This is a genomic window from Sphingomonas paucimobilis NBRC 13935 (assembly GCF_000739895.2).
Taxonomy (GTDB): Bacteria; Pseudomonadota; Alphaproteobacteria; order Sphingomonadales; family Sphingomonadaceae; genus Sphingomonas; species Sphingomonas paucimobilis.
Map to the genome: position 1 here is coordinate 58,011 of NZ_BBJS01000001.1, position 24,588 is coordinate 82,598.

Genomic DNA, 24,588 nt, shown 5'->3' on the forward strand with positions numbered 1-24,588 from the left:
TGCGGAGGCGCGGAGACGCGGAGGTGGCATGTCCGGCCGCAAGGCCTCTCCATCCTATCGGGCCACTGCAAAGTCTACCGGTCGCGATAGCAGGCCCCGATCGCCCCGCGCCGGGCATCTCCGCGCCTCCGCGTCTCCGCGCGAACATAATCTCTTAGTTAAGCTGGAAGGCCACCCAACAGCGCACCACCTCTGCGCCTCCGCGCCTCTGCGCGCAAAAAAAAGGCGGAGCCGAAACCCCGCCCTCCGACGTTCAGACCAAATGCCCGATCAATCCTCCGCCGCGATCCGCACCCGCAGCCCGTCCTGCGCCGCGCCGAACGGCAGCTGGCACGACAGGCGCGAGGTCGCATCGCGGTCGCTGGTCGAATCGAGCAGGTCGTCCTCGTCCGGGCCGATCGCGGGCAGCGTACCGGCGAATTCCGGATCGACATGCACATGGCACGTCGCGCAGGAGCAGCACCCCCCGCACAGCGCCAGCAATTCGTCGACACCGGCGTCGCGGATCACTTCCATCACCGACAGACCGGCCTCGCCGTCGATTTCGCGTTCTTCCCCGTCGCGGGTCACGACGATAAGCTTGGGCATGTCCATTCTCCTTGTTGGCGGCGGCTCTGCCGGGCCTGAACGCGCGGATCAAGCATCATGGGGCTGAGTGCCGAACAGATTCGCGAAAGCATGGATGCGCTCGCCGCCGCCTCGCCCGATATCGCGGCCGCGTTGGGCCGGATCGGCTATCCCGAGCCGCGCATTCGCGAACGCGGCTATGCCACGCTGGTCCGAACCATCTTGGGCCAGCAGGTCTCGGTCGCCTCGGCCAATGCGCATTGGCGACGGCTGAACGAATTGCTGGGCGATGCGACCGATCCGACCCGGATGCACGGCGTCACCGACGAGGAACTGCGAAGTGCCGGCATTTCCCGGCAAAAGGCCGGCTATCTGCGCAGCCTGGCCGAAGAGGTGACCAGCGGGCGCCTGAATCTGGCAGACCTGCCGGCCGATGACGAGGAAGCGATTGCGCAACTTGTGGCGGTCAAGGGAATCGGCCGCTGGTCGGCGGAGGTGTATCTGCTCTTTGCCGAGGGGCGGACGGACATCTGGCCGGCTGGCGACCTGGCGGTGCAGATCGAGATGGTGCGTATCCTGGGGCATGACGCACGCCCCTCGGAGAAGCTGGTCCGCGAACTGGCCGAAGCCTTTCGCCCGCATCGCAGCGCGCTCGCCATCTTCACCTGGCATCATTACGGGGCGGGAGCCGACGCCGCGCCGGTGTGAAGGCTATCGGCGATCGGGCTTGGGCAAATGGCGGGTCGACACGCCGACCAGCACCGCCGTCGAAAGCAGGATCGACGACACCAGCCCGCCAATGGCCAGCAACCCGCCGCTGGTCAGTTCGATTTTCACCCCAATTTGGATTTTGCGCCCGGCGGCGATCCGCAGCACGGCGCGCTGCCGGGACGTCCTGGGGCCAAGTGCATTGTCGAGCTTTGCCATAGCGCCTCAACGTGGCGCCGGGGCATGCGGTTCAAATGGGCCTGACGAAAGGGCCAAGGATGCGCCGGCGATGATCCGAGCGGGGCGGGATGATTGTCGGAACACGGGCACTGGCATCCCCGCGCCCGCGCCCTTAAGTCCTGTCGCATGTTGACTCCCGAACAGGCCCGCGATCGGGCCGCCGATATTGTCGCCCGCGCTCGTGCTGCTGGAGCCGATGCCGCCGACGCCGTTTTCGCCGCCGATGCCGCGCTCGAAGTCTCTGTCCGGCTGGGGCAGTTGGAGGATGTCGGCCGGTCGGAAAGCGAGGAACTGGGGCTGCGTGTCTTTGTCGGACGGCGCTCGGCCAGTGTCTCGACCTCGGACCTGTCGGGCGATGCGATGGACCGCGCGGTAGAGCGCGCCGTCGCGATGGCGCGCGAGGCGCCCGAGGATCAATGGGCCGGGCTCGCGCCCGAAGAACGGCTGATGCATGGCCAGCCACCGATGCTCGATCTGGACGATGGCGGCGAGGTCGCGCCCGAGGCATTGCGAGCCGCCGCGCTGGAGGCGGAGGATGCCGCGCGCGCGGTGGCCGGCGTCACCAATTCGGAAGGCGCCGGTGCCTCCGCCTCCCGCGTGGTCTCCGCGCTGGCGACCAGCCATGGCTTTGCCGCCGGCTACGCCGCGACCGGCTATGGCCTTTCGGCGAGCGTGGTGGCGGGCGAGGGCGCGGGCATGCAGCGCGACTATGCCCATCACGGCGCGCGCCTCCGCCGTCTGCTGGAAAGCGCCGAGGCGATCGGCCAGCGTGCCGGCGAGCGGGCGGTGGCGCGGCTCCATCCCGGCCGGCTGGCGAGCGGGGCCATGCCGGTGGTCTTCGATCCACGTGTCGGTTCGTCGCTGGTCGGGCATCTGGTTTCCGCCATCGCCGGCAGCGCGATCGCACGGCGGACCAGCTTCATGCTCGACGGCCTGGGCGAGCGAGTGATGGCCGAGGGCATCCGCATCGAGGATGATCCCCACCGCCCGCACGGGCTTCGCTCACGGCCCTTCGACGGCGAGGGGCTGGCGGTGTCGCCGACCGCGATCGTCGAGGACGGGGTGCTGGAGACCTGGCTGCTCGATTCCGCGTCGGCCCGGCAATTGGGGCTGGAACCGACCGGCCATGCCGCGCGCGGCACGGCGGGCGCGCCGGGCGTATCGACCAGCAATTTGTTCATGGCGGCCGGCCGCGTGCCCGTCGACACGCTGATCGCCGACATTGCCGACGGCGTCTATGTGACCGAACTGATCGGCAGCGGCGTCAATCCGGTGACCGGCGACTATAGCCGGGGCGCGGCGGGCTTCCGCATTGTCAGCGGACGGATCGCCGGGCCGGTTGCGGAGTTCACCATAGCGGGCAATTTGAAGGATATGTACCGCGCGATGACGCCGGCCAATGATCTGGAATTCCGCTATGGCGTCAATGTGCCGACGCTGCGCGTCGACGGCATGACGGTCGCGAGTGGCTGATCTGGTCCCGGCCCCTGATCTGGTTCCGGGGGTGGTCGCGGCGGCGCGCGAGGCGGCGGCGATGGCGCTTTCCCGCTGGCGCACCGATTTCCGCCAATGGGAAAAGGTGCCTGGCAGTCCGGTATGCGAGGTCGATCTGGACGTCGACCGGATGCTGCATGCCCGGCTGACGGCGCTGATCCCCGATGCCGGCTGGCTGTCGGAGGAGACGGCGGACAAGCCCGATCGTCTGGCTGCGCGCCGCGTCTGGGTCGTCGATCCGATCGACGGGACGCGCGACTATATTCGCGGGCGAGAGGGCTGGGCGGTGTCGGTCGCGCTGGTCGAGGACGGGCGGCCGGTCATCGGCGTGCTTGCCGCGCCGGCGCGGGGCGAATTGTGGCTGGCCCGTGCCGGCGGTGGGGCGACCCGCAACGGGCGGACGTTGTGCGCGGGCTATCGCCGCGAGATGCCGGGCGCGCGCGTGCCGGTTGATGCGCTACCCAAGGCGGACCGCGATCTGGTCGCGGTGTTCAAGCCCAATTCGATCGCGCTGCGCATCGCCATGGTCGCTTCGGACGAGGCGGATCTGGTCGCCACCCTGCGCTGGGGCAATGAATGGGACATTGCCGCTGCCGCGCTGATCGCGTCGGAAGCGGGGGCGGGGGTGGCCGATGCACTGGGCCAGCCGCTTCTGTTCAACAAGCCCGATCCGCGCGCCTTCGGCGTGCTGGTGACGGCGCAGGGGCTTCAAGGGCCGGCGGTCGAGCGGCTCGGGCCCCGCGCACGCGAAGTGATCGTGCCGGTCAGCGGCTGAGCATTTCATCCACCCATTGCGGGACCAGCGTCGCGGCAGGGCCCAGCCGGCTTTCGTCGAACCAGCCGCTGCCCTCCGACCGATCGAGATTGAGCTCCAGCGTCGCCGCGCCGTAAGCATTGGCCAGGCGCACGAACCCCGCCGCCGGATAGACCGCGCCCGAGGTGCCGATCGACACGAACAGATCGGCTTGAGTCAGTGCCGCCTCGATCCGCTCCATATGATAGGGAATCTCGCCGAAGAAGACGATGTCGGGCCTGAGCGCGGGCGCGGCGCAGGCGGGGCATGGCGTGCCCGGCGGCAGCGCATCGGCCCAGCCGAACCGTTCTCCACAGGCCGCACACAAGGCCTGCTTCAACGCGCCATGCATATGCAGCATCCGCCGGGTCCCGGCCCGCTCATGCAGATCGTCGACATTCTGCGTGACGATCAGCAAGTCGCCGGTCCATTCCCGATCCAGCCGCGCCAGAGCCTCATGCGCAGGATTGGGCCGAACCGTCTCCAGCGCCGCGCGGCGCAGGTCGTAAAAGCGGTGGACGAGTTCCGGGTTGGCGGCCAGCGCCTCGGGTGTGCAGACATCTTCGACCCGATGCCCTTCCCATAGCCCGCCCGGACCGCGAAAAGTGGCGATGCCGGACTCGGCGGAGATGCCGGCGCCGGTGAGGATCACGATGTTGGCGATGCGGTTCATGCTGCGCTCTTACCCGTCCATGCGTTGCAAAGCATCGCCGATCGTCGAGCCGGACCGATGGGCAATCGGTTTCCCCGGCCATCAACCTGTGTCAAGGAGCGCTCCCATGACCATGTCTTCACCTTTCAATCGGCAGGAGCAGCTATGACCGCGATCGGCATTTACGGCAGTGCAGGACGCATGGGCCGCGCCATCGCCCAGTTGATCGAGGATGAGGGCGCGACGCTGGCAGGTGGCTGCGATTCGCATGACGATCCGACGGTTCTGGCCAAGAATGCCGATGTGCTGGTCGATTTCTCGATCGCGGGCGCGCTCGATGCGCATCTGGCGGCGGCGCGGGCGGCGGGGACGCCGATCGTGATCGGTACCACCGGCCTGTCGCCCGTGCAGCATGCCGCGATCGATGCCGCCGCCGCCGACATTGCCGTGCTTCAGACCGGCAATACCTCGCTCGGTATCACGCTGCTCGCCAATCTGGTGCGCGAGGCGGCGGCGCGGCTCGGCACCGACTGGGATATCGAGATCACCGAGATGCACCACCGGCACAAGGTCGATGCGCCCTCGGGCACCGCGCTACTGCTGGGCGAGGCGGCGGCGGCGGGGCGGGGGCATAGCCTGTCCGACCTGCGGGTCGATGGTCGCGCCGGGCTGGTCGGCGCACGTACCGAGGGGACGATCGGCATGGCGGCGCTGCGTGGCGGATCGGTGATCGGCGATCATGAGGTGATCTTTGCGGCCGAGGGCGAGCGGCTGACGCTCGGCCATTTCGCGCAGGACCGCAGCATTTTCGCACGCGGCGCCGTGCGGGCGGCGCTGTGGCTGGCCGGGCAAGCACCGGGCCGCTACCGCATGGGCGACGTGCTGGGGCTCTGAGGAACGCGCGGTGAAGAAGGCCGATATCGTCGAATTCTACCACCGGCTGGCCGAGGCCAATCCGCATCCCGAGACCGAGCTCGAATTCCGCAATCCCTATACGCTGGTCGTCGCGGTCGCCCTGTCGGCGCAGGCGACCGATATCGGGGTGAACAAGGCGACGCGCGCGCTGTTCGCCGAGGTCGACACGCCCGAGAAGATGCTGGCGCTGGGCGAGGATGGGCTGAAGGCGCACATCAAGACGATCGGCTTGTTCAACACCAAGGCCAAGAATGTCATCGCCCTGTCGCAGATGCTGGTCGACGACTATGGCGGCGAAGTGCCCGCCGATCGCGAAGCGCTGGAGCGGCTGCCGGGGGTGGGGCGCAAGACCGCCAATGTCGTGCTCAACGTCGCCTTCGGCCATGAGACCTTCGCGGTCGACACCCATATCTTCCGCGTGTGCAACCGCACCGGTCTGGCCAAGGGCAAGACGCCCTTGGCGGTCGAACTGAAGCTCGACAAGGCGACGCCGGCACCCTTCCGGGTGCATGCGCATCACTGGCTGATCCTGCACGGCCGCTATATCTGCAAGGCGCGGCGCCCCGAATGCTGGCGCTGCCCGGTCGAGGATCTGTGCGCCTATCGCCCCAAGACCCCCGCGCCCGCCACCAAGGTTGGAAAAGCGGAGGCCGTATAAAAAGGGCTGGCGCGGGGTGGCGGGCAATGCTAGTCGGCTCGCCCACGCACCCGTAGCTCAGCTGGATAGAGCGCTGCCCTCCGAAGGCAGAGGCCACAGGTTCGAATCCTGTCGGGTGCGCCATTTGTTCTCATCTAACATATTGAGAATTCAGCCGTTTAAGGCTGATGTGGCGGCTGCGTACCACCTTCGTTCCCTCATCGTGTGCTTGTCGTAGGCGCTCGAGCACGAACGATGGCGGTCATAGGTCGTTTATTCCATCCCCGCCAAATATGGGGGATGAGCGAAGAAGCGACACCAGACCCAATTCCTGTTCCTACCAGTGTCGCGCGCGAATTGCTGCGGTGCTGCCCATATGGACGTGAAGCGCTGCGTGATGCCGAGGATGCAATCCAGCGCAAAGAGTTGCGCTGCTGAGTTCGCGCGAATGATCCGCACTGTTAGACCGGCTTCAGTATATGCCTCGGCTGCCTTTGTGGCGGCGGCCGAACCGGCAGCGTCACCGTCGACCCCGATGACGATCGCGCGGGTCACGTCCGCAAACGTCATCTGTGGCATCATGGAAGTGCCTGCCGCTGCCCACACAGACCGCCCCAGCGCCTGGACAAGCGTCAGGACGTCTTCACGAAGTCTGGTACATCGCCAGTACAGCCACAGCCGAAGCAATGGGCGCGCTGATCTACGGACGCCGAGACGAGAAACTTATTCCTTCGGATAGCAATATTTTTGTCACGGTCGGTTTCTAACGTACATGTCATGTTCGACTCAGCGCAGGGCGGCTGTGTCACATGGGGGGAGTGCGTATGCCGACGTCGGTCTTCATCAACGAATTCCATTATGACAATGCCGGGGCCGATACGGGCGAGTTCGTCGAGGTCGCCGGCACGGCGGGCACCGATCTGACCGGCTGGAAGATCGTCCTGTACAATGGCAATCCTGCGCAACGCTCCGCCTACAGCACGGTGGCGCTGACCGGCACCATCGCCGATCAGGGCCATGGCATGGGCACGGTGAAGGTCGCCTATCCGACGAACGGCATCCAAAACGGCGGTTCCGGTGCCGCCGGGGAGCCCGATGGCCTCGCGCTGGTCGATGCGGCGGGGAATGTCGTCCAGTTTCTCAGCTATGAGGGCAGCTTCGTTGCCGCCGATGGACCGGCCAAGGGCATGACGAGCGTCAATATCGGCGTCTATGAGGACGGGACGCAGAACGGCACCGCGCTGGGCCTGGTCGGCACCGGCACGACGGCGGAAGACTTTCATTGGGCGCTGATCAACACGGCGACCGCCGGCGCGACGAACACGGGCCAGACGTTCGGCAGCGCGGCGCCGACCCCGACGCCAGGCACGCTGGCCATCGCCGACGCCACCATCGCCGAGGGGGACAGCGGTACGCGTGACATCGTCTTCACCGTGACGCGCAGCGACGGCACGGCGGGCGAGGTGTCGGCGACCTGGACGCTGAACCTGGGCAACGGCACCGCTATGGCCGACGAGAGCGACTTCGCCACGGGTCTGGTGCGCACCGGCACGGTGACGTTCGCCGCGGGCGCGACCACCGCCGAGATTCGGCTGCCCGTGCTGGGCGACACGGTGTTCGAGGCCAACGAAACCTTCTCCGTCACGCTCACCGATCCGCAGGGCGGCGCGACGCTGACCCGTGCGGTCGCGACGGGGACGATCACCAACGACGATGCCGCGCCGCCCGTCCCGCCGGCGAATGTGTTCATCAATGAGATTCACTACGATAATAGCGGTGCCGATGTCGGTGAGGCGATCGAGATCGCCGGTGCGGCGGGCACCGACCTGTCGGGCTATAAGCTGGTTCTGTACAACGGCACCAACACGCCTGACGCGGCGCCGGTCTATGCGACCACCAATTTGTCGGGCACGATCGATGACGAAGGCAACGGCTTTGGCGCGGTGGCCTTCCGTTATCCGGTCAACGGCATCCAGAACGGCCCCGCCGACGGCGTCGCCCTGATCGCGCCGGATGGCACGGTGGTGCAGTTCCTGTCCTATGGCGGCACGATCACCGCCGCGACGGGCGCGGCGGCGGCCGGCATGACCAGCACGGACATCGGCGTCGCCGAATCCCCCGCCCCCGGCATCGGCTTTTCGCTGCAGCTCAAGGGCGCCGGGTCGAGCGCTGGCGATTTTACCTGGACCGCGCCGAGCACCGACAGCTTCGGATCGGTGAATGCGGGACAGAGCTTCCTGTCGGCGACCGGCACGGGGCATTTGCGCATCGACGATGCCCGCGTCGTCGAGGGCGATAGCGGCACCACCAGCCTGATCTTCACCGTGCGTCGCGCGGGCGGCACCGCCAACGCCGCAACGGTCGACTATGTGGTCCATCTGGACGGCACCGCGAACGCCGCCGACCTCGCGGCTTCGGCACAGCTTGCCGGCACGCTTCGCTTCGCCGCGGGCGAGACTAGCAAGCAGATCGTCGTGCCGGTCGTCGGCGATACCATGGGCGAGGGCAACGAAACCCTGTCCGTGATGCTGGGGACCACCAGCGGCGATGTGGTGATCGATCGCGGCACCGCGACCGGCACGATCGTCAACGACGACCCGATCGCGCTGGCGATCGGTCAGATCCAGGGCGAGGGCCACAGCTCGGCCTACATCAACCAGACGGTGGCCACGAACGGCGTGGTCACCGCGGTCGACTCCAACGGCTTCTACCTGCAATCGGCGGTCGGCGACGGCAATGCGCGCACCTCCGACGCGATCTTCGTCTTCACCAGCACCAAGCCGACCGTCCTGGTCGGCGACGAGGCGACGGTGCGCGGCACGGTGTCCGAATTTGCCGGGGACGCCAAGAGCCTGACGGTGACGCAGATCGTCACGCCGACGATCACCGTCGCCAGCCATGGCAATGCCCTGCCGGATGCGGTGCTGATCGGCACGGACGGCATCCTGCCGCCGACGCAGGTTATCGATGACGACCGGCTGACCAGCTACGACCCCGCGCATGACGGCATCGATTTCTGGGAGTCGCTTGAAGGCATGCGGGTGACGATCGACGCGCCCCAAGCGGTGTCGAACACCAATCAATATGGCGAGACGGATGTGGTCGCGTCGCATGGGGTCGGCGCCACGGGCATCAACGATCGCGGCGGCATCACCATCGCGCCCAATGCCGACGGCACGATCGACTATAATCCCGAGAAGATCCAGATCGACGACGACAGCGCGATCTTCGCCGGCTTCAAGCCGGGCTACACCATCGGCGACCAGCTCAGCAGCGTGACCGGCATCGTCAACTACTCCTTCGGCAATTACGAGGTGCTGGTCACGGACGCGGTCACCGTCACCAAGGACGTCACGTTGGCCAGGGAGGTGACGCAACTCCAGGGCGACGCCAACCATCTGTCGATCGCCACCTATAATCTCGAGAATCTCGACCCCTCGGACAACAAGTTCGACGTGCTGGCGAGCAACATCGTCTATAATCTGCGCGCGCCGGACATTCTGGCCGTGCAGGAAATCCAGGATGCCGACGGCGCCGGAACCGGCAGCGATCTTTCGGGCACCGTCACCGCCCAGGGGCTGATCGACTCCATCTATGCGCAGTCCGGCCTGCGTTACGCCTATATCGAGGTCGCGCCGACCACCGCCAATTCGACGGGCGGCGAACCCAACGGCAATATTCGCAACGGCTTCTTCTACAATGTCGACCGCGTCTCCTATGTCGAAGGCAGCGCGGCGCTGATCACCGGCAGCGCCTATAACAACAGCCGCAATCCGCTGGTCGCGCAGTTCGAATTCGCCGGCCAGAAGGTCACCGCGATCGACGTCCACTTCACCTCGCGCGGTGGCAGCGATCCGCTATGGGGCAACAACCAGCCGCCCGCCGACGCCGGCGATGCGGCGCGCACCGCACAGGCCGCCGGCGTCAAGGCCTATATCCAGGAGCATCTCGCCGACGATCCGTCGTTCAATGTGGCGGTGCTCGGCGACTGGAACGGCTTCTACTTCGAAGAGGCCCAGACCCAGTTGACGGATCCCGCCAAGGGCGGGGTGCTGACCAACCTCAATACGCTGCTCAGCCCCGAGGAACGCTATAGCTATCTGTTTGGCGGCAACGCGCAGCAGATCGACAACATCCTCGTGACCGGGGGGCTGGTCACCAACGCCCAGTATGACTCGGTTCACCTCAATTCGCAGTTCGGCGAGGATCGTGCGACCGATCACGATCCGCAATTGGCGCTGCTGATGCTGGGCATGGCCCCGCGCGACCTCGTGCTGAGCCAAGCCGCGGTCGACGAAAATCTCGCGGCGGGCGCCATCGTCGGCAGGCTGTCGGCGACCGACACCGCCAACGACATGTTGACCTATGCCCTTGTCGACGACGCGCAAGGCCTGTTCGTGGTCGATGCGACGACCGGCGTCGTGACGACCACCGCGCCGCTCGATCATGAGGCGTCATCGTCCTATGCGCTGATCGCCAAGGTCACCGACAGCGGCGGGCTGTCGATGCAGCAGACGTTCACGATCGCGGTCGGTGACGTCAACGAGGCGCCGTTTGCCCTGGCGCTGACCAGCGACACAATCGCGGAGAATCTCGCCGCCGGGGCGGTCGTCGGCACGCTCGCGGCCAGCGATCCCGAGGGCGATGTCCTCGCCTACAGCCTGATCGACGACGCCCAAGGCCTGTTTGCGATCGATGCGGCGACCGGCGTGGTCACGACCACCGCGGCGCTCGATTACGAAGCGGTGAAGAGCTACCAGATCGTCGCGCGGGCCACGGATATTGGCGGCCTGCATACGGATTACGGCTTCACCATTTCGGTAAATGACGTCAACGAGGCCCCCGTCGCGACGGCCGATGCGGTGGCGGTAGACGAGGATGCGACCACCGCCAATTTGTGGTCGACCCTGCTCGGCAACGACCGCGATCCCGACGCCGGTCAGGCGCTGTCGATCGTCAAGGTCGATACCAGCGGCACGCTGGGCAGCGTGATCTTCGACGCCGCCACGCAGACGCTGAAATATGTTGCGGACCATGACGCGTTTGATGCGCTGGCGACCGGCGCGTCGCAGATCGATCGCTTCACCTACACCGTGTCGGACGGCCATGGGCTGACCAGCACCGCGAGCGTGGCGGTTACGGTTACCGGTATTGCCGATGGTGTCGTCCGCACCGGCAGCATCTTCGCCGACACGCTGACCGGCACCGCGGGCGAGGACAGGCTGTCCGGCGGCTTTGGCCACGATACGCTTTACGGGCTGGGCGGCCATGATCAGTTGAATGGCGGGTTCGGCGACGACCGGCTGTTCGGGGGCGATGGCAACGACGTCCTGTTCGGCGGGCTGGGCAGGGACGTCCTGGACGGCGGAGCGGGCAACGACGTGCTGTTCGGCGGGCTCGGCAACGACATTCTGACCGGTGGGGCCGGGGCGGACGTCTTCCACTTCGGCCGCCTGGATGGCAGCGACACGATCACCGACTTCGACACGGCGCGTGACGCGCTGGTGCTCGACGACGGGATCAGGCTTGCCCATTCGCGGGTGCAGGACGTCAATCGGGACGGCGTCAAGGATCTCGTGCTGTCCTTCACCCAGGCAACCAGCGTGACGCTGCTGGGCGTCAACGACGTCAAGTCGGTCAAGTTTTCCGGCCCTGATCACTGGTCGGACCGCCAGCCGGGGTTCGACGGGCTGCTGGACGATATCGGCGATTTCCTGGCATACCCGCAGCCCGGCTTCGTCGACCTCGGCTACGGCTTCTGACGTTCCATCCTATCGGTTATTGGCCGTGCGACCCGCTGATGGATCGCGCGGCCTTGCCATTTTTGCCATACAGCGATGCGGATCGGGCACGACCTCGAGGCCAGTGTTCGAGACGGCATCTGGCGGCCTGTCTGCCGCCGCCCTTCCACTGAACGAACGGCGGCTTAAGCCTAACTGTCGCCCAAAAGCGGCAGTGCCTACCCTCGGCAGATGCGAGCCAGAGTCAGCTAGCACAGCCGGCTAAAGCGACCGCCCGGACGTGGCCACGCCACCTGCGGCAGGCGAGTCCCAAAGCTCGTCGTACGTCTGGATGCTTGCTGACTCCCCAGTCCTCATGATTCAGGCGTGACCTTACCTGTCGAAGATAAGCGTTGGACGCGACATCATGCATATATGTCGGCGACATAGCGCACGCCCTCCCGCTCGATCCGCTCCGCCCAGGCAAGCGCTTCAGCGTGACTGGTATCGGTTTCGGCCTCGTAGATGCGGATGAAGGCGTCGCGAACGGCCGGTGCCATGTGTTCGCCATCACCACACAGCAGGACGCGTGCCCCCGCGCGGAACAGGGTGGCAATCTCCGTACGGTCACGCCAGATGGCATCTTGGACATAAGCGACGCCGTTCTGTCCCGTCACGGAAAAGGCCATCCGCAGGCTTACCACCCCCGTATCCTGCCAATGCTCCAGTTCCTCGCGGTACAGGAAATCGGTATCCGGATCGCGCACGCCGAAGAAGAGCAGCGCCGGGCCCAGCCGTTCGCCAGCCGCCTTGCGCACGGCACGTTCCTGAAGAAAGCCGCGGAACGGCGCGATTCCGCTGCCGGCGCAGACCATGATCACGGGCGTCAGCGGATCGGCGGGCAGATGAAATCCCGTCTGGCTCGGCCGCACCGCCACGCCGAGCGTATCGCCGTCCTTCAGCCGAGCGAGGAAGGTCGAGGCAACGCCTCGATGCAGCCGATCGACCCCCAGCGCTGGCACCTCCAGAACCGATACCGTCAGCGCGCAGCGGCTTGGATCGACAAGCGGTGACGAGGCGATCGAATATTGGCGCGCCCGCATCGGCGGAAGAGCAGCAATGAAGACGCCCAGCGCCATGTCGGCCGATGCGAAGCGCTCCAGCAGGTCGAGCAGCGTCACCCGCCGTGCCAGTATCTCGGCGGCATAGATATCTTCCTGTGCCAGCCGCTCGGCCTCCTTGCGCTCCGGCGGGCATGGGATGATCGTGGCGAGCGTGGTGATCTGTCCGCGCGTCGCTGGCTGCTGCAACTCCAGATAGTCGCCGAACAAGGTTTCGGCGGTGACGGGCCTGTCGACGGGCAGGACAGAGGGCACGCCGGGCGCGCCGTGAACGATTACTTCGGCGTCCGGCTCCAGGCCGAAGCGGGCGAGGGCGCGCCGCACCGTTTCGGGCGGATTGCTCGGCAACACCGCCAGATAGTCACCGGCGCGATAGGTCATGCCCTTGGGCAGGGCGATCTCGATATGCCGTTTCGAGCGGGCACCGGGGCGTTGCATGTCGACCAGTTCGCGATTGATAAGGACCAAGCCCCGTTGCAGTTCATCGAGCTTGAGCAGGCGTTCGCGCGTCCCGCGTCGTACTTCCACATCGATCCGGGGCTGGGCCTGGACGGCCGGTTCCCGCCCCTCGGACGCCGCGAGCGAAGACCAGAGATCCGCGTACCAGCTCTCGAAAGCGCCGAACAGATCGCCGGCGGCATCGCCCTCGCCGCGCGGGTGGAATGCCTGCGCGCCGGCTTTTGCAAGCGCGGCATCGACGCGTTTGGGGATCGCCTGCCAGGTGCGGGCCCATTGGCGATTGCCGCATCCGAACACCGTATAGCGCCGACCTGCGAGCGCCTGTTCGGGCAGACACTCCAGCCATGGGACGAAACGTGCCGCATTGTCGGGCGGGCGTCCTTCATAGGACGCGGTGGCAATGATCAGGGGCACGCCATCGGGGAGCCCGGAGGCGTAATCGTCCAGTGGTGCGACGGTCGCGGCATAGCCTTGCGCGGCGGCATCGGCGCCGATCCGCTGGGCGAAGGCTTCGCTGGTGCCGGTGTTGCTACCGTAAAGGACAAGAAGGGACCCATTGTCGCCCAGGCTCGGTGCTGACGCCGCGGCGAGGGGGCGTGTCGGCGCGTCTTGCGCCGTGCTGCGGGGCCGTGCGACCAGCCCATCCCGGCGACGCGCATGGATATGGAGGTTGGCGGGCTTCAGCGTCAGCGTCTCGCTCACCACTAGCTTATAGTCGCAGTCGGCTAGGCTGATGTCGAACCGCTGGAGCATCAGCGCCATGACCAGGATCGCCTCCTGCATGGCAAAGCCGCGCCCGATGCACGCGCGCTGTCCGTTGCCGAACGGCTTCCACGCGTGGGGCGGCAGCTTGGCGGCGACCTCGGGCGCGAACCGCTCGGGGCGGAATGCCTCCGGCTCGTCCCAGACGGTCGGGTCGCGGTGAAGGACCGGCGTCAGGATGAGCAGCGTGTCGTCCGGAGTGACGGCATAGCGGCCGCCGATCGTCGTCGCCTCGCGCGGGTGAACGCCAAAGGCAGGCGCGGTCGGCCAGAGCCGCAGCGTTTCCTGCAGGACCTGCTCGATATAGGTCAGCCGCCCGATATCGTCGACCGTTGGTACATTACCGCCAAGCACGTCATCGACATGCGCCTGCGCCTTGGCGAGCGCTTCCGGATGGGTGAGCAGCAGCCAGGTGGCGAAGCTGAGCAGGCCGCTGGTCGTCTCGTGCCCTGCGACGAGGAAGGTGATCATCTGATAGCCGATATTATCGCGGCTCAGCATCTCGCCTGTTTCGGGATCGCGGGCGGTCAGCATCCGGTCCAGCAGGTCGCCGCGTTCGCCCAGGCGCGGATCGCCATGGCGTTCTTCGATCAGCCGGTTGGAGACGTCGCGCAGAATCTTGATATCGGCCTCGAACCGGCGATTGCGCAACAGCATCAGCTTGCCCGCGCCCGGGGGCAGCCGCGACCGTCGTCCCGATTCCTCAAGCGCCCCCACCATCGCCGCGACGAAGGGGTGCATCTGGTCCTGATAGAAGCTGTTGAAGCGATAATCGAAGGCGCACAGCGCGATCGTGTCGAGCGTCAGCCGCGTCATGTTGTCGGCCACGTCGATGGTGGCACTCTCGCCGAACCGCTCCCACCGCACCATCATCTGTTCCGCGATGTCGTACATACGGTCGAACATCGAACGCAGCCCGAGCGGGCCGAAAGCGGGCATCAGCAAACGGTGCGCCTTGCCCCAATTGGGCTCCTCGTCATGCGCCGTGAACAGACCGTCGCCGCCGACATAGCGTGCCTCCTGCAAGGGGCGGTGCAACGCCTTTTTGAAACGCGCCTCGTCGCACAACTCGGCGGTCAGAGCCTGGCTGCCCACGATCACCAGACCGCGTCCGAACATCTCGATACGGAACAGCGGGCCGTGTTCGCGCGCCAGGCGCATCAGGCTTTGCACCGGTGCCTTGGGATCGAGCTCGGCAATGTTGCCGATCAGGGGATAGCCTTTGGGCTGCGGAATGGTGGCCATGATTCAGCGCCTCCAGATCATGATGGCGGCATCGATGATCGACCGGACGTTCAGCGCGTCAGCTCCCTTGCCAAACTGCAGCGGTGTGGCGGTGGCGCCAGGAAGATTATCTCGATGACCCATCGGTTTGCTCCTGGCCTGCAATGTAGGAAGGCGAAAGCGATATGGAAACCCATTGGTTTCCATGGTGCGTTTTTCATCAAGATCGGCGTATCTGACGATGATGGATGAAACGCTTTCAACGGACCGCCTTCCGGCTCGCCTCTTGGAAAGTGCTCGTGCGGAATTCGGTCGATATGGTTTTGCCAAGGCCAATGTCGGGCGGATCGCGGCGGCCGCGATGATGTCGAAGAAGACCATCTATCGCCATGTGGCGTCGAAGGAGGCATTGCTGTTCGCGGTGATCCGCTCGGTCGTTGGCGAACTGGCGGCAGCGGCCGGGCCGCCCGCGCCCGATGCGCCGCCTAGGGAATGGCTGACGGGATATCTTGGGGCCTTTTGCCAGCTCGCCTTTTCTGACGAAGGCATAACCTCCTACCGCCTCGTGATGAGCGAAGGTTCGCAATTCCCTGACGTTGCCCGTATCTATATCGAGACGGTCAAAACCTATGGGATCAGGCCACTGGCCGACCAACTCGCCGCATATGCAGCGGTCGGGCGGATGATCATTGATGATGCGGAAGGCAGCGCGATGATGCTGGTCTCGATGGTCGTGGCCGATGTTCTTCGTGACGCTGCTCTTGGGTTGTCATCCCCCCCGGTAGACACCGTATTGCAGGGGCTTATCGAGCGTGCCGTCACAATTTTTCTCGTTGGCGTCACCTCGGACTCTCGTTGATCTCCGCCTGGAATTCGGCAGGCTGACGTCCTGCCGCCCGCAATTCATCCGCTCTCAAGTCCTCAACCTAGGTCTTGGGGTGCCAGAGGACCTATCGCCTGTCTGATGCAACGAATCCGTATTGCAAGCTGGCCGCGGGCGATCAGCAGGGTGGTGTAGACCTTGCCAGGTTCATTTCCCTGAAGATGCGCCCGGCCTCATGCGCCCCAACAATCCGACGGGTAAGGTTCTGAAGATGCCCGCGCGTGATCGCATCGGTGGCACGCGCCGTCGCATCGACTAAACGGAGGGCATGGGATCGGCCAGCGACAGAATCATCGATGCCGCGATGGCGGCGGTGCTGGACAAGGGCATAGCGGCCGCCAGCCTGCGTGATATCGCCAAGCGCGCCGGTGTGTCGCTGGGCGCGATCGATCATCACTGGGACGGCCGCGGCCATTTGCTGAACGCCGTGATCGATCGGGCAGCGGCGGACCATATCGCGTTGGTCGACCGCTGCTGCGCGGCGTTGCGGGATCTGATACCGTTGACGCCCGCCATCGCCGTGTCCGTGGCGCGGCGATGGCTGAGCGAAGTCGAGCCCGTCGCCCGCCGCACCGCGCAGCTTGCCAGCGCCTTTCTGGCCCATGACGCGCGAAGCGGGGTGCCGTCGCCGGGCTTGGTTCGCATCATCGCGCAGGAAGAGGCTCTATGGCGCCGTATGTTTGAGGGGCATCCCGATCAGGTGCGGCGCGCGGCGGTGATGGCCGCCTATCTGCACGACGAACGGCCTTTCGCCCTGTCGCTGGGGGAGGATGTGCATTATCCGATGCTGCGCGACATCACTCTGGCAAGCACGGCGCATGGCTTCCGCCGGGACGCCTCGGCGAGCACCGATTTCGACGCCATGGTGTCCGCCATCGCCGTCCGTACCCGCCCGATCGCCGAGCATCGTGCCCCGCCGCCGGGATCGCGCGCCGCCGCCCTGTCGGATCATGTCGCGACGGTGATCTTGCAGGGGGGCGTGGCGGCCGTCACCCATCGCCGGGTGGCGCGCGAGGCGGGGGCGCCATCGTCCAGCGTCGCCCATCATTTCCCGACCCGCAGCGATCTGATGCAGGCCGGCGTCGATGCGCTCTATCTGCGGATGTGGCGGGCGCTGGCCGATACGGGGGCAGGGGCGCGCGCGCAGGATCATGGCCGCGCCGTGATCCGCATGACCCATGACATTGCCGTGGCCGCGCATCACGAGCCCGGTTTGCGCCTCTTCGCGCTCGATATGCGCCGCCGTCGGGCGGAGAATGCGCAAAGCCTGCTCGTCGGGCCCGATGGTTTCGACCGGGCAGGGGCGCAGGCGCTTATCATGGCGTATCATGGCGAGTCGCTCGCCGCACAGGCGTCCGGTTTGCAGCCACCCGAGCTTCGGTCATGGCTGGCCGGCCACGCGCCGATGTAACACAGTTGTTACCTTTTCTACCCCTTGTTGTCATGAAGCGAACCTAAGGCGACCCTCATCAATTCGGGGGATTTGTCATGTCTGCATCCTGCAAGGCCGCCAAAGACCGTGCGCCGTACATTCGTTCCGCTTTTGTCGGCCTGCTCCTGTCCACCACGCTTGGCGGCACGGCCTTTGCCCAGCAGGCCCAGACGAAACAGACGGCCGATATCGCGGCCTCCGATACGACCGAGGAGCAGGACGCGACCAAGCAGCCGTCCGACATCGTCGTCACCGGCACCGCGACCGCGCAGCGCAAGTTCGACGTCTCCTATGCCGTCACCTCGCTGTCCAACGCCGCCATCCGCCAGCTCGCGCCGCTGAGCTTTGCCGACCTGCTCAGCCAGGTCCCCGGCATCCTGGCGGAAGCGACGGGTGGCGAGGTGCAGAATGTCTATCGCCTGCGCGGCATCCCCAATGAGGGCGGGTTCCAGGCGTTCCATCAGGACGGGATGCCGATCTATCACGACAATGACGGGTTCTTCTTCAAGGGCGATGTGCTCAACCGCATCGACCTGATGACCAAGACGGTCGAGTTCGTACGCGGCGGCCCCGCGCCGATCTTCGGCTCCAACGCCTCGGCGATCTACAATCAGATCACCGTCACCGGCACGCAGACGCCGCACGGCGCGGTGCAGTTCACGGCGGGCAATACCGATCTCTTCCGGCTGGACACCATGACTTCGGGACCGATCGACGAACACACTACCTATGCGATGGGCGGCTTCATCCGCCATCATCAGGGCTATCGCGACAGCGGTTTCCCCAGCGATCGCGGCGGCCAGTTCCGCGCCAATCTGCGTCACGAGGCCGCGTTCGGCACGCTGACCGTGTCCGGCCTGTATCTGAACGACCACAATGTCTTCTTCCTGCCGATCCCGATCGCCGATCCGCGCAATCCGGCCGTGTCGCTCGATCCCTATATCGATTACTTCACCGGCACGCTGAACACGCCGGTGCTGCGCAACGCGACCATGCGCTATGCCGTGCCGGGCGGTGGCCAGACGACCGAGACGCGCGACCTGGGCAATGGCCGCTATACCCGGCTGTTCAGCGGCGCGATGAGCTATGAGGGCGATTTCAACGGCTGGCAGCCCTCGTTCAAGATGCGCTTCACCAAGGGGAAGCTGAGTTTTGACGCGCTCTATTCCACCTCCAATCCGGCGGACGGCAATGGCTTTGCTGCGGGCTATCTGACACGCGCGCGCACCGCCTTCGGGCCATCGGTGGCGCGACTGGGCTATGCGATCGGTGGCACTGGCGGCGCGCAGGTCTATGATCCCTATGCGGCGTCGGGGCTGGTCATCGCGGGCCAGTATCGCGCGGTCGAGGCGGACTTCTTCTCCGCCCAGGCCGATCTGCGGCTGACCAAGGCGTTCGATACTGGCATCGGCCGGCACGAGGTGACGGTCGGGACTTACGGCGCCAATTATGGCGACGATTTCCGCATGCGCTATCAGGATTATCTGTTCGAGGTCGCCGCGCGCCCGCGCACGCTGGATCTCTATGCCTATGATGCCAATGGCCGCATCCTGGGTTCGGTGACCAAGAACGGGGTGCTGCGCTATGCGACCACGGTCAATGGCGGCAAGTCCGACATCACCATGTATGCCCTTTACGGCAACGACAATTGGCAGATCACCGACCGGCTGCGCATCGATGCCGGCATCCGGCACGAGAAATATGCCTTTCGCGGCTATGGCCTGCTCCAGGGACAGATCGACCTGGGCGACCGCACCACGCTGGCGGACGACGCGACCCGCTATTTCACGGGCGCGGTCAAGTACAACCCCTATGACATGTCGGTCACCAATTGGACGGTCGGCGGCGACTTCGACCTGACCGACCGGATCGGCTTTTACGGCCGGGTCAGCCGCGAGGCACAGGTGCCGGGCGAAGGCATCGTCTATTCGGGCGCGGTGCCGGTCATCAACCGCGCCAACCAATATGAGGCGGGGGTGAAGATCGATTATCCGATCCTGTCGCTCTACCTGACCGGTTTCTATACGAAGTTCGATCCGTACAACGCCTCGTTCATCGCCTATAATCCGCAGACGGGGCGCACCGACCAGTCGCTGACCTTCATCGGCACCGCCAAGACGAAGGGCGTCGAGATCGACGCCACGCTGCGTCCCGCCCCCTGGTTCCAGTTGGCGAGCGCCTTCACCTTCAGCGACCCCACGATCGGCAATCTGTTCAACGAAACCGGCGCGAGCGCGGCGGCGGTCGAGGGCAATCAGTTGATCCGCCAGCCGAAGAATTACGGCAATATCCGCCCGACCTTCACCTTCCACAGCGGCGACGCGACCATCGCGACCTATCTACGCTGGAACTATGTCGGCCGCCGCTATGTCGACCTGTTCAACCGGACCCAATTGCCGTCCTACAACACGCTGGCGGCGGGGATCACCATGTCGCGGCCCGGCTGGGAAGCGCAGATCGTGGGCGACAACATCACCAACGCGCGCGGCCTGACCGAGGGCAATACGCGCACCGACACGCTGTCGGGGCAGGGATCGCCGATCGCGATCTATGGCCGTCCGCTGTTCGGCCGCAATGTCCGCCTTGTCCTGACCAAGCGGTGGTGAGGATCGTGAAGGCCTGGCATCGTCGCTTCGCTGTGGCGGGTGCGTTCGCGCTCTCCGCCGGATCGGCGGGCTCCAGCGCGCCCGCCGATCCGGCGGAGCAGTTGCGGCTCGATCAGATTCAGGTCGTCGGCACGCATAACAGCTATGCCCTGCCAATCGACCGCCGGGTGGTGGCGCTTGCCGGGCCAAAATTGCGCGCGATGAAGGAAGCGATGGCGGGCAAGCTGAGCCCGGCGCAACAGGCCGCGCTGCGCGACGAGCATCCGGGGCCGCTGGACGATCCCATCCAGGCCTTCGGCTATATCCAGCAACCGATCGAAGCGCAGTTGCAAAGCGGCGTGCGCAGTATCGAGCTGGACCTGCAGCCCGACCCCAAGGGCGGTCTTTATGCCGATCCGGCGCCGTATCGCGCGCTGAGGGCGCAGGGCGCGCGCGACCTCCTGCCGATCTACGAGCGCGAGTTGCGCCAGCCAGGGTTGAAGGTCTTCCACGTCGCGGACTTCGATTTCCGCAGCCAGTGCCCGACCTTCCGCTCCTGCCTGACGCTGCTTCGCTTATGGTCGGATGCGACGCCGGGCCATTCGCCGGTCTTCGTCCTGCTCGAACCCAAGCTGGCGGGAGCCGGTACGGCCGGCATGGCGCCGTTCGACGCCGCCGCCTTTGCTGAAGTCGATGCCACGATCACCGACATACTCGGTCGCGACAAGGTGGTGACGCCCGACGATGTGCGCGGCGATGCGCCGACGTTGGAGGCGGCGGTACTCGCCAGGCACTGGCCGACCGTGGCGCAGGCACGCGGCAAGTTCGTCTTCCTATTTCTGGTACCGGGAATGAATTTCGGGGCGTTCGCGCCCTATCTCGACGGGCATCGCTCGCTGGAGGGGCGGATGGCTTTCGTCCAGGGCCGACCCGGTATGGCGCATACGGCGTTCCAGTTGTTCGACAATGCGCTGACCCATCGGGCGGAGATACGCGCGGCCGTCGCACGCGGCTATCTGGTGCGCAGCCGTGCCGATATCGACACGGCGGACGCGCGGGCGAACGATGTCCGGCGGCGCGACGCGGCGCTGGCCTCGGGCGCGCAAATCATCTCGACCGATTATCTCAGCGCGCCCAATGTTCATGGCAATGGCTATCATCTGGCGCCCTTCGCCTCCGGCTGGCGCTGTGACAAAGTGAGTGCGCAATGCTGAAAGGTGCCGTTCTGGCGATATCGCTGGCCTTGGCGGCCGCGCCTGCCCCCGCACAGGATCGGACGATCGAGACGTTGCAGGCGCGCCTCTTTCCGGTCCTGTCACGCCGGGTCGCGGCACATCGCGCGGCGCTGGCCCATGATCCCGCGCTGCGACGCCTGGCTGAAGCGCGTGCGGCGCGGTTGGCGGAGGCCGAAAGCTGCACGCCGCGCCCGGCCTGTATCCTCGACCGGCACATGCTGAGCGAGGCGGATATCGCCACCATCGACGACGCGCTGCGCCGTCTCGCCCCGTCGACCGACATCGGCGCATGGCGGCGCGACGCGGCGGCGATCAACCGGATCATCGCGGTCTATGGCAAGGGCGAGGCACCGCGCTATCCCAAGATCGACGGCATGGCGCTCGATCCGGCGGCACAGGATTTCCCCGGCCTGATCGCGACCTTGGACTTGGTCGCGCAAGGCGAGGAACCGGCGGCGATCGCGGGGCCGATGGGGTTCGCGCTGGGCCTGCTCGACCTCAACGGGCGGGACGAGGCGGCGCGTTATGGCGAGGCCGAGAATGCGTCCGCCTTCGCCACCGCTCGCCGCATCGACTGGGCCAAGGCCCCCTATAGCGCGATCATCGTGCCGGGCGCCGGGCCGGAGGACGCTCGGGTCGCGCTCAGCGCCTGGGGCAAGCTGCGTCTCGCGCTGGCGGCGGCGCGGTTCCGGGCGGGGGAGGCGCCGTTCGTCATCGTCTCGGGTGGCAACGTTCACCCCGACCGCACGCCCTATAACGAAGCGGTGGAGATGCGCCGCGCGCTGATCGAGCGTTTCGGGATTCCCGCCGACCGGGTGGTGCTGGAGCCCTATGCGCGGCACACGACGACCAACTTACGCAACGCCGCGCGTCTGCTGATCGCCATGCACGCGCCTGCGGCCAAACCGGCGCTGATCGTCACCGATCGCTGGCAAAGCGGCTATATCGACAGCGACGCCTTTGCCCGGCGCAACCAGGACGAACTGGGCTATCAGCCGGGCAGGCTGGGGGCGCGTATCTCGCCCACGGCTTTGCCGTTCACGCCTTCGCCTGACTCGCTGGCGGTTGATCCGCGAGACCCGCTCGATCCATGACACGCATGCTGGCCCTGCTCGCACTGTCGTTCGCCGCCCCGGCCGAGGCGCAGCGCGCGGTCGATCTGGTCGATCCGTTCGTCGGAACGCTGGCTGATTTCGGGCAACTCTCGCCCGCCGCCGTCGCGCCCTTCGGCATGGTGCAACTGGGGCCTGATACCGACCCGGCCAATCATGCCGGTTATGATTTCGCCGCACGTCGTCTGCTTGGCTTTTCGCATACCCGCGCGGTCGGCGTCGGCTGCGGCGGGGGCGGCGGCGACCTGATGGTGTCGTTGCTTCCCGCCGGCGCGGTCGGCGGAGCCGCGATCGACAAACGCCGCGAAAAGGCGAGTGCCGGGCGGTACCGCGTGACCTATGCCGATGGCATCGCCGCCGACATGACCGCCACGCGTGGCGGCGGCCTGCTCCGCTTCACGGTGCCGCGCGGCGGGCGCTACACGCTGCGGCTGGATGCGGGCCATGGCTATACCAAGCGGCAGGCGACGCAGTGGGTGACGATCCAGGGCCAGGATCTGCGCGCCGCGATGACGGCGGGCACGGTGTGCGACGCCGGGCGCTATCGTCTCTACAGTGCCAGCCATGTGACGATCGGCGGTATGCCGCTTAACGCACCGGCCACGCTGGACGGCACCGTCGCGGGGTTCGAGTTGAGCCTGCGCCGGGGTGCGGTGGTGGAAGTCCGCACCGGTTTGTCGACCGTCGATACCGCCGCCGCCGCGCAGGTGCGTGATGTCGAACTCGGGCAAAGGCCCTTCACCGCCATCCTCGCCAGCACCCGCGCCGCCTGGCAGCAGGCGCTGGGCCGCGTCGCGATCACCGCGCCGCGCGAGATACGGGCGCTATTCTACACCTCGCTCTTCCGCGTGATGCAGACACCGGTCGCGATCGACGACCCGGATGGGCGGCACCGTGGTAGCGACGGCGAGATTCATCGCTCCCGCCCGGGTGAGACCCGCTATACGAGTTGGGCCTTGTGGGACAATTACCGGACCCAGTTGCCGCTATTGGCGCTGCTCGATCCGGTACGATCCGCCGACATCGCCCGCTCGCTGGTGGCGCTGTACCGCGAGGGCAAGAGGTCCTGGTCCACCATGACCGAGCCCTTCCTCACCGTGCGGACCGAACATGCCGGGATCGCGCTGCTCGACTTCCGGCGCAAGGGGATCACCGGCTTCGACGCTGCGGCCGCACTGGCGGCCATGGCGGCGGAGAGTGACACGCTGCAACGCGCGACGCCCGACCAGCAGATCGAGGCGGCCTATGACGACTGGGCGACCGCCGAGCTTGCTTCCGATCTGGGCGATCGAGCGCTGGCCGACCGCTTTCATGCCCGTGCCATGGCCTATCGCCCGATGTGGCGCTCGGTCTTCGAACGGCTGGGCGACGATGCCGATGTGGTGAAGGCGCGCGGCCTGTATCAGGGGACGCTGTGGCAATATCGCTGGGCACCCGTTTTCGATCTCGACTGGATGGTGGCGACGCTGGGGCGGCAGCGGTTCCTGGGCGAGCTGGATCGCTTCTTCGCCGACGGGCTGTTCAACATGACCAACCAGCCCGATATCCAGGTGCCGTGGCTCTATGCCGCGCTGGACGAACGCGACCGGACCGCGCGGCTGGTGCATCGCATCATGACGCAAGCGATCGACCATCCCTATACCAATGCCGGAAAGCGCGATGTGCCGTTTCATGGCCGCAGCTTCGCGCTCGCGCCGCAGGGCTTCGCCGATGGCATGGACGATGATGCCGGGGCGATGACCGGCTGGTACGCCTTTGGCGCGCTGGGCCTGTATCCATTGATACCGGGCAGCCCGCGCTATGCGATCGGCGTTCCGCTCGTCCGGCAAGCGCGCCTCGCGCTGTCGCAGGGGCGCAGCGTGACGATCGAGCGTATCGGCCCGGCCGATGGTGCCGTCACCGCCATCCTGTGGAACGGAAAGCCGGTCGCCACGCCTTGGCTCGATCATGCCGCGCTTGTTTCGGGCGGCGTCTTGTCGGTCTATACCGCGCCCATAGGCTGACGCGGTATCGTGCGAGCGCGCCGAGCGCGAATTGCTATCGCCATTC

General features: G+C 66.3%; 17 protein-coding genes and 1 tRNA gene. 13 read left to right on the plus strand and 5 right to left on the minus strand.

The window, feature by feature from the left end; genetic code table 11:
• Nucleotides 1-270: 270 nt before the first annotated feature.
• Nucleotides 271-588: a 2Fe-2S iron-sulfur cluster-binding protein gene (locus tag SP6_RS00280; RefSeq protein ID WP_037569127.1), complete on the minus strand. Its 318-nt coding sequence runs from the start codon at nucleotides 586-588 to the stop codon at nucleotides 271-273.
• Between the two features lie 57 nt (nucleotides 589-645).
• Between SP6_RS00280 and SP6_RS00285 the strand changes: the two genes are divergently transcribed.
• Nucleotides 646-1,275: a DNA-3-methyladenine glycosylase family protein gene (locus SP6_RS00285; protein WP_007405654.1), complete on the plus strand. Its 630-nt coding sequence runs from the start codon at nucleotides 646-648 to the stop codon at nucleotides 1,273-1,275.
• Between the two features lie 3 nt (nucleotides 1,276-1,278).
• Here SP6_RS00285 and SP6_RS00290 read toward each other — a convergent pair whose 3' ends face one another.
• Nucleotides 1,279-1,494: a hypothetical protein gene (locus SP6_RS00290; RefSeq protein ID WP_007405647.1), complete on the minus strand. Its 216-nt coding sequence runs from the start codon at nucleotides 1,492-1,494 to the stop codon at nucleotides 1,279-1,281.
• A 147-nt stretch (nucleotides 1,495-1,641) separates the two neighbouring features.
• On the opposite strand from SP6_RS00290, the gene SP6_RS00295 reads away from it, so the two are divergent.
• On the plus strand, nucleotides 1,642-2,988 hold the full coding sequence (locus SP6_RS00295; protein ID WP_007405680.1) for a TldD/PmbA family protein: 1,347 nt from the start codon (nucleotides 1,642-1,644) through the stop codon (nucleotides 2,986-2,988).
• On the plus strand, nucleotides 2,981-3,784 hold the full coding sequence (locus tag SP6_RS00300) for a 3'(2'),5'-bisphosphate nucleotidase CysQ (RefSeq protein ID WP_037569072.1): 804 nt from the start codon (nucleotides 2,981-2,983) through the stop codon (nucleotides 3,782-3,784). Before SP6_RS00295 ends, SP6_RS00300 begins: the two co-directional genes overlap by 8 nt.
• Here SP6_RS00300 and SP6_RS00305 read toward each other — a convergent pair.
• Entirely contained in the window at nucleotides 3,774-4,475 is a 702-nt protein-coding gene (locus tag SP6_RS00305) for an NAD-dependent deacylase (RefSeq protein ID WP_007405650.1), read from the minus strand. The genes SP6_RS00300 and SP6_RS00305 overlap by 11 nt on opposite strands.
• A gap of 144 nt (nucleotides 4,476-4,619) precedes the next feature.
• Here SP6_RS00305 and dapB point away from each other — a divergent pair, with 144 nt between their 5' ends.
• The 3 genes from dapB (at nucleotide 4,620) to SP6_RS00320 (ending at nucleotide 6,150) form a co-directional block, all read left to right on the plus strand.
• Entirely contained in the window at nucleotides 4,620-5,348 is a 729-nt protein-coding gene (gene dapB / locus SP6_RS00310) for a 4-hydroxy-tetrahydrodipicolinate reductase (RefSeq protein WP_007405753.1), read from the plus strand.
• A 10-nt stretch (nucleotides 5,349-5,358) separates the two neighbouring features.
• Entirely contained in the window at nucleotides 5,359-6,027 is a 669-nt protein-coding gene (gene nth, locus SP6_RS00315; RefSeq protein WP_007405693.1) for an endonuclease III, read from the plus strand.
• Between the two features lie 46 nt (nucleotides 6,028-6,073).
• Nucleotides 6,074-6,150, plus strand: a tRNA-Arg gene (locus tag SP6_RS00320).
• 129 nt (nucleotides 6,151-6,279) lie between these two features.
• Here SP6_RS00320 and SP6_RS00325 read toward each other — a convergent pair.
• Nucleotides 6,280-6,693 carry a toprim domain-containing protein gene (locus tag SP6_RS00325; RefSeq protein ID WP_047866770.1) on the minus strand — a complete coding sequence of 138 codons (414 nt, stop codon included), beginning with the start codon at nucleotides 6,691-6,693 and terminating at the stop codon, nucleotides 6,280-6,282.
• A 137-nt stretch (nucleotides 6,694-6,830) separates the two neighbouring features.
• Here SP6_RS00325 and SP6_RS19935 point away from each other — a divergent pair, with 137 nt between their 5' ends.
• The gene (locus SP6_RS19935; protein ID WP_007405731.1) at nucleotides 6,831-11,768 is read left to right on the plus strand and encodes a DUF8508 domain-containing protein; all 4,938 of its coding nucleotides are present in this window, start codon (nucleotides 6,831-6,833) and stop codon (nucleotides 11,766-11,768) included.
• A 383-nt stretch (nucleotides 11,769-12,151) separates the two neighbouring features.
• Here the strand turns inward: SP6_RS19935 and SP6_RS00335 are convergent, their stop codons facing one another.
• Nucleotides 12,152-15,313, minus strand: a complete 3,162-nt coding sequence (locus SP6_RS00335) for a bifunctional cytochrome P450/NADPH--P450 reductase (RefSeq protein WP_007405740.1) — start codon at nucleotides 15,311-15,313, stop codon at nucleotides 12,152-12,154.
• 184 nt (nucleotides 15,314-15,497) lie between these two features.
• Here SP6_RS00335 and SP6_RS00340 point away from each other — a divergent pair, with 184 nt between their 5' ends.
• The 6 genes from SP6_RS00340 (at nucleotide 15,498) to SP6_RS00365 (ending at nucleotide 24,542) form a co-directional block, all read left to right on the plus strand.
• On the plus strand, nucleotides 15,498-16,151 hold the full coding sequence (locus SP6_RS00340; RefSeq protein ID WP_007405642.1) for a TetR/AcrR family transcriptional regulator: 654 nt from the start codon (nucleotides 15,498-15,500) through the stop codon (nucleotides 16,149-16,151).
• 292 nt (nucleotides 16,152-16,443) lie between these two features.
• Nucleotides 16,444-17,586 (plus strand): TetR family transcriptional regulator, encoded by a 1,143-nt coding sequence (locus SP6_RS00345; protein WP_007405653.1) that lies wholly within the window; start codon nucleotides 16,444-16,446, stop codon nucleotides 17,584-17,586.
• 77 nt (nucleotides 17,587-17,663) lie between these two features.
• A complete protein-coding gene (locus tag SP6_RS00350) occupies nucleotides 17,664-20,213 on the plus strand; it encodes a TonB-dependent receptor (RefSeq protein ID WP_007405708.1) in 2,550 nt (849 codons plus the stop codon).
• On the plus strand, nucleotides 20,210-21,406 hold the full coding sequence (locus tag SP6_RS00355; protein WP_007405713.1) for a Ca2+-dependent phosphoinositide-specific phospholipase C: 1,197 nt from the start codon (nucleotides 20,210-20,212) through the stop codon (nucleotides 21,404-21,406). The genes SP6_RS00350 and SP6_RS00355 overlap by 4 nt, the downstream gene beginning before the upstream one ends.
• Complete coding sequence (locus tag SP6_RS00360) at nucleotides 21,400-22,521, plus strand: YdcF family protein (protein WP_007405646.1); 1,122 nt, start codon at nucleotides 21,400-21,402, stop codon at nucleotides 22,519-22,521. Before SP6_RS00355 ends, SP6_RS00360 begins: the two co-directional genes overlap by 7 nt.
• Nucleotides 22,518-24,542 (plus strand): glycoside hydrolase domain-containing protein, encoded by a 2,025-nt coding sequence (locus SP6_RS00365; protein ID WP_113667436.1) that lies wholly within the window; start codon nucleotides 22,518-22,520, stop codon nucleotides 24,540-24,542. The genes SP6_RS00360 and SP6_RS00365 overlap by 4 nt, the downstream gene beginning before the upstream one ends.
• The last annotated feature ends 46 nt before the right edge of the window (nucleotides 24,543-24,588 follow it).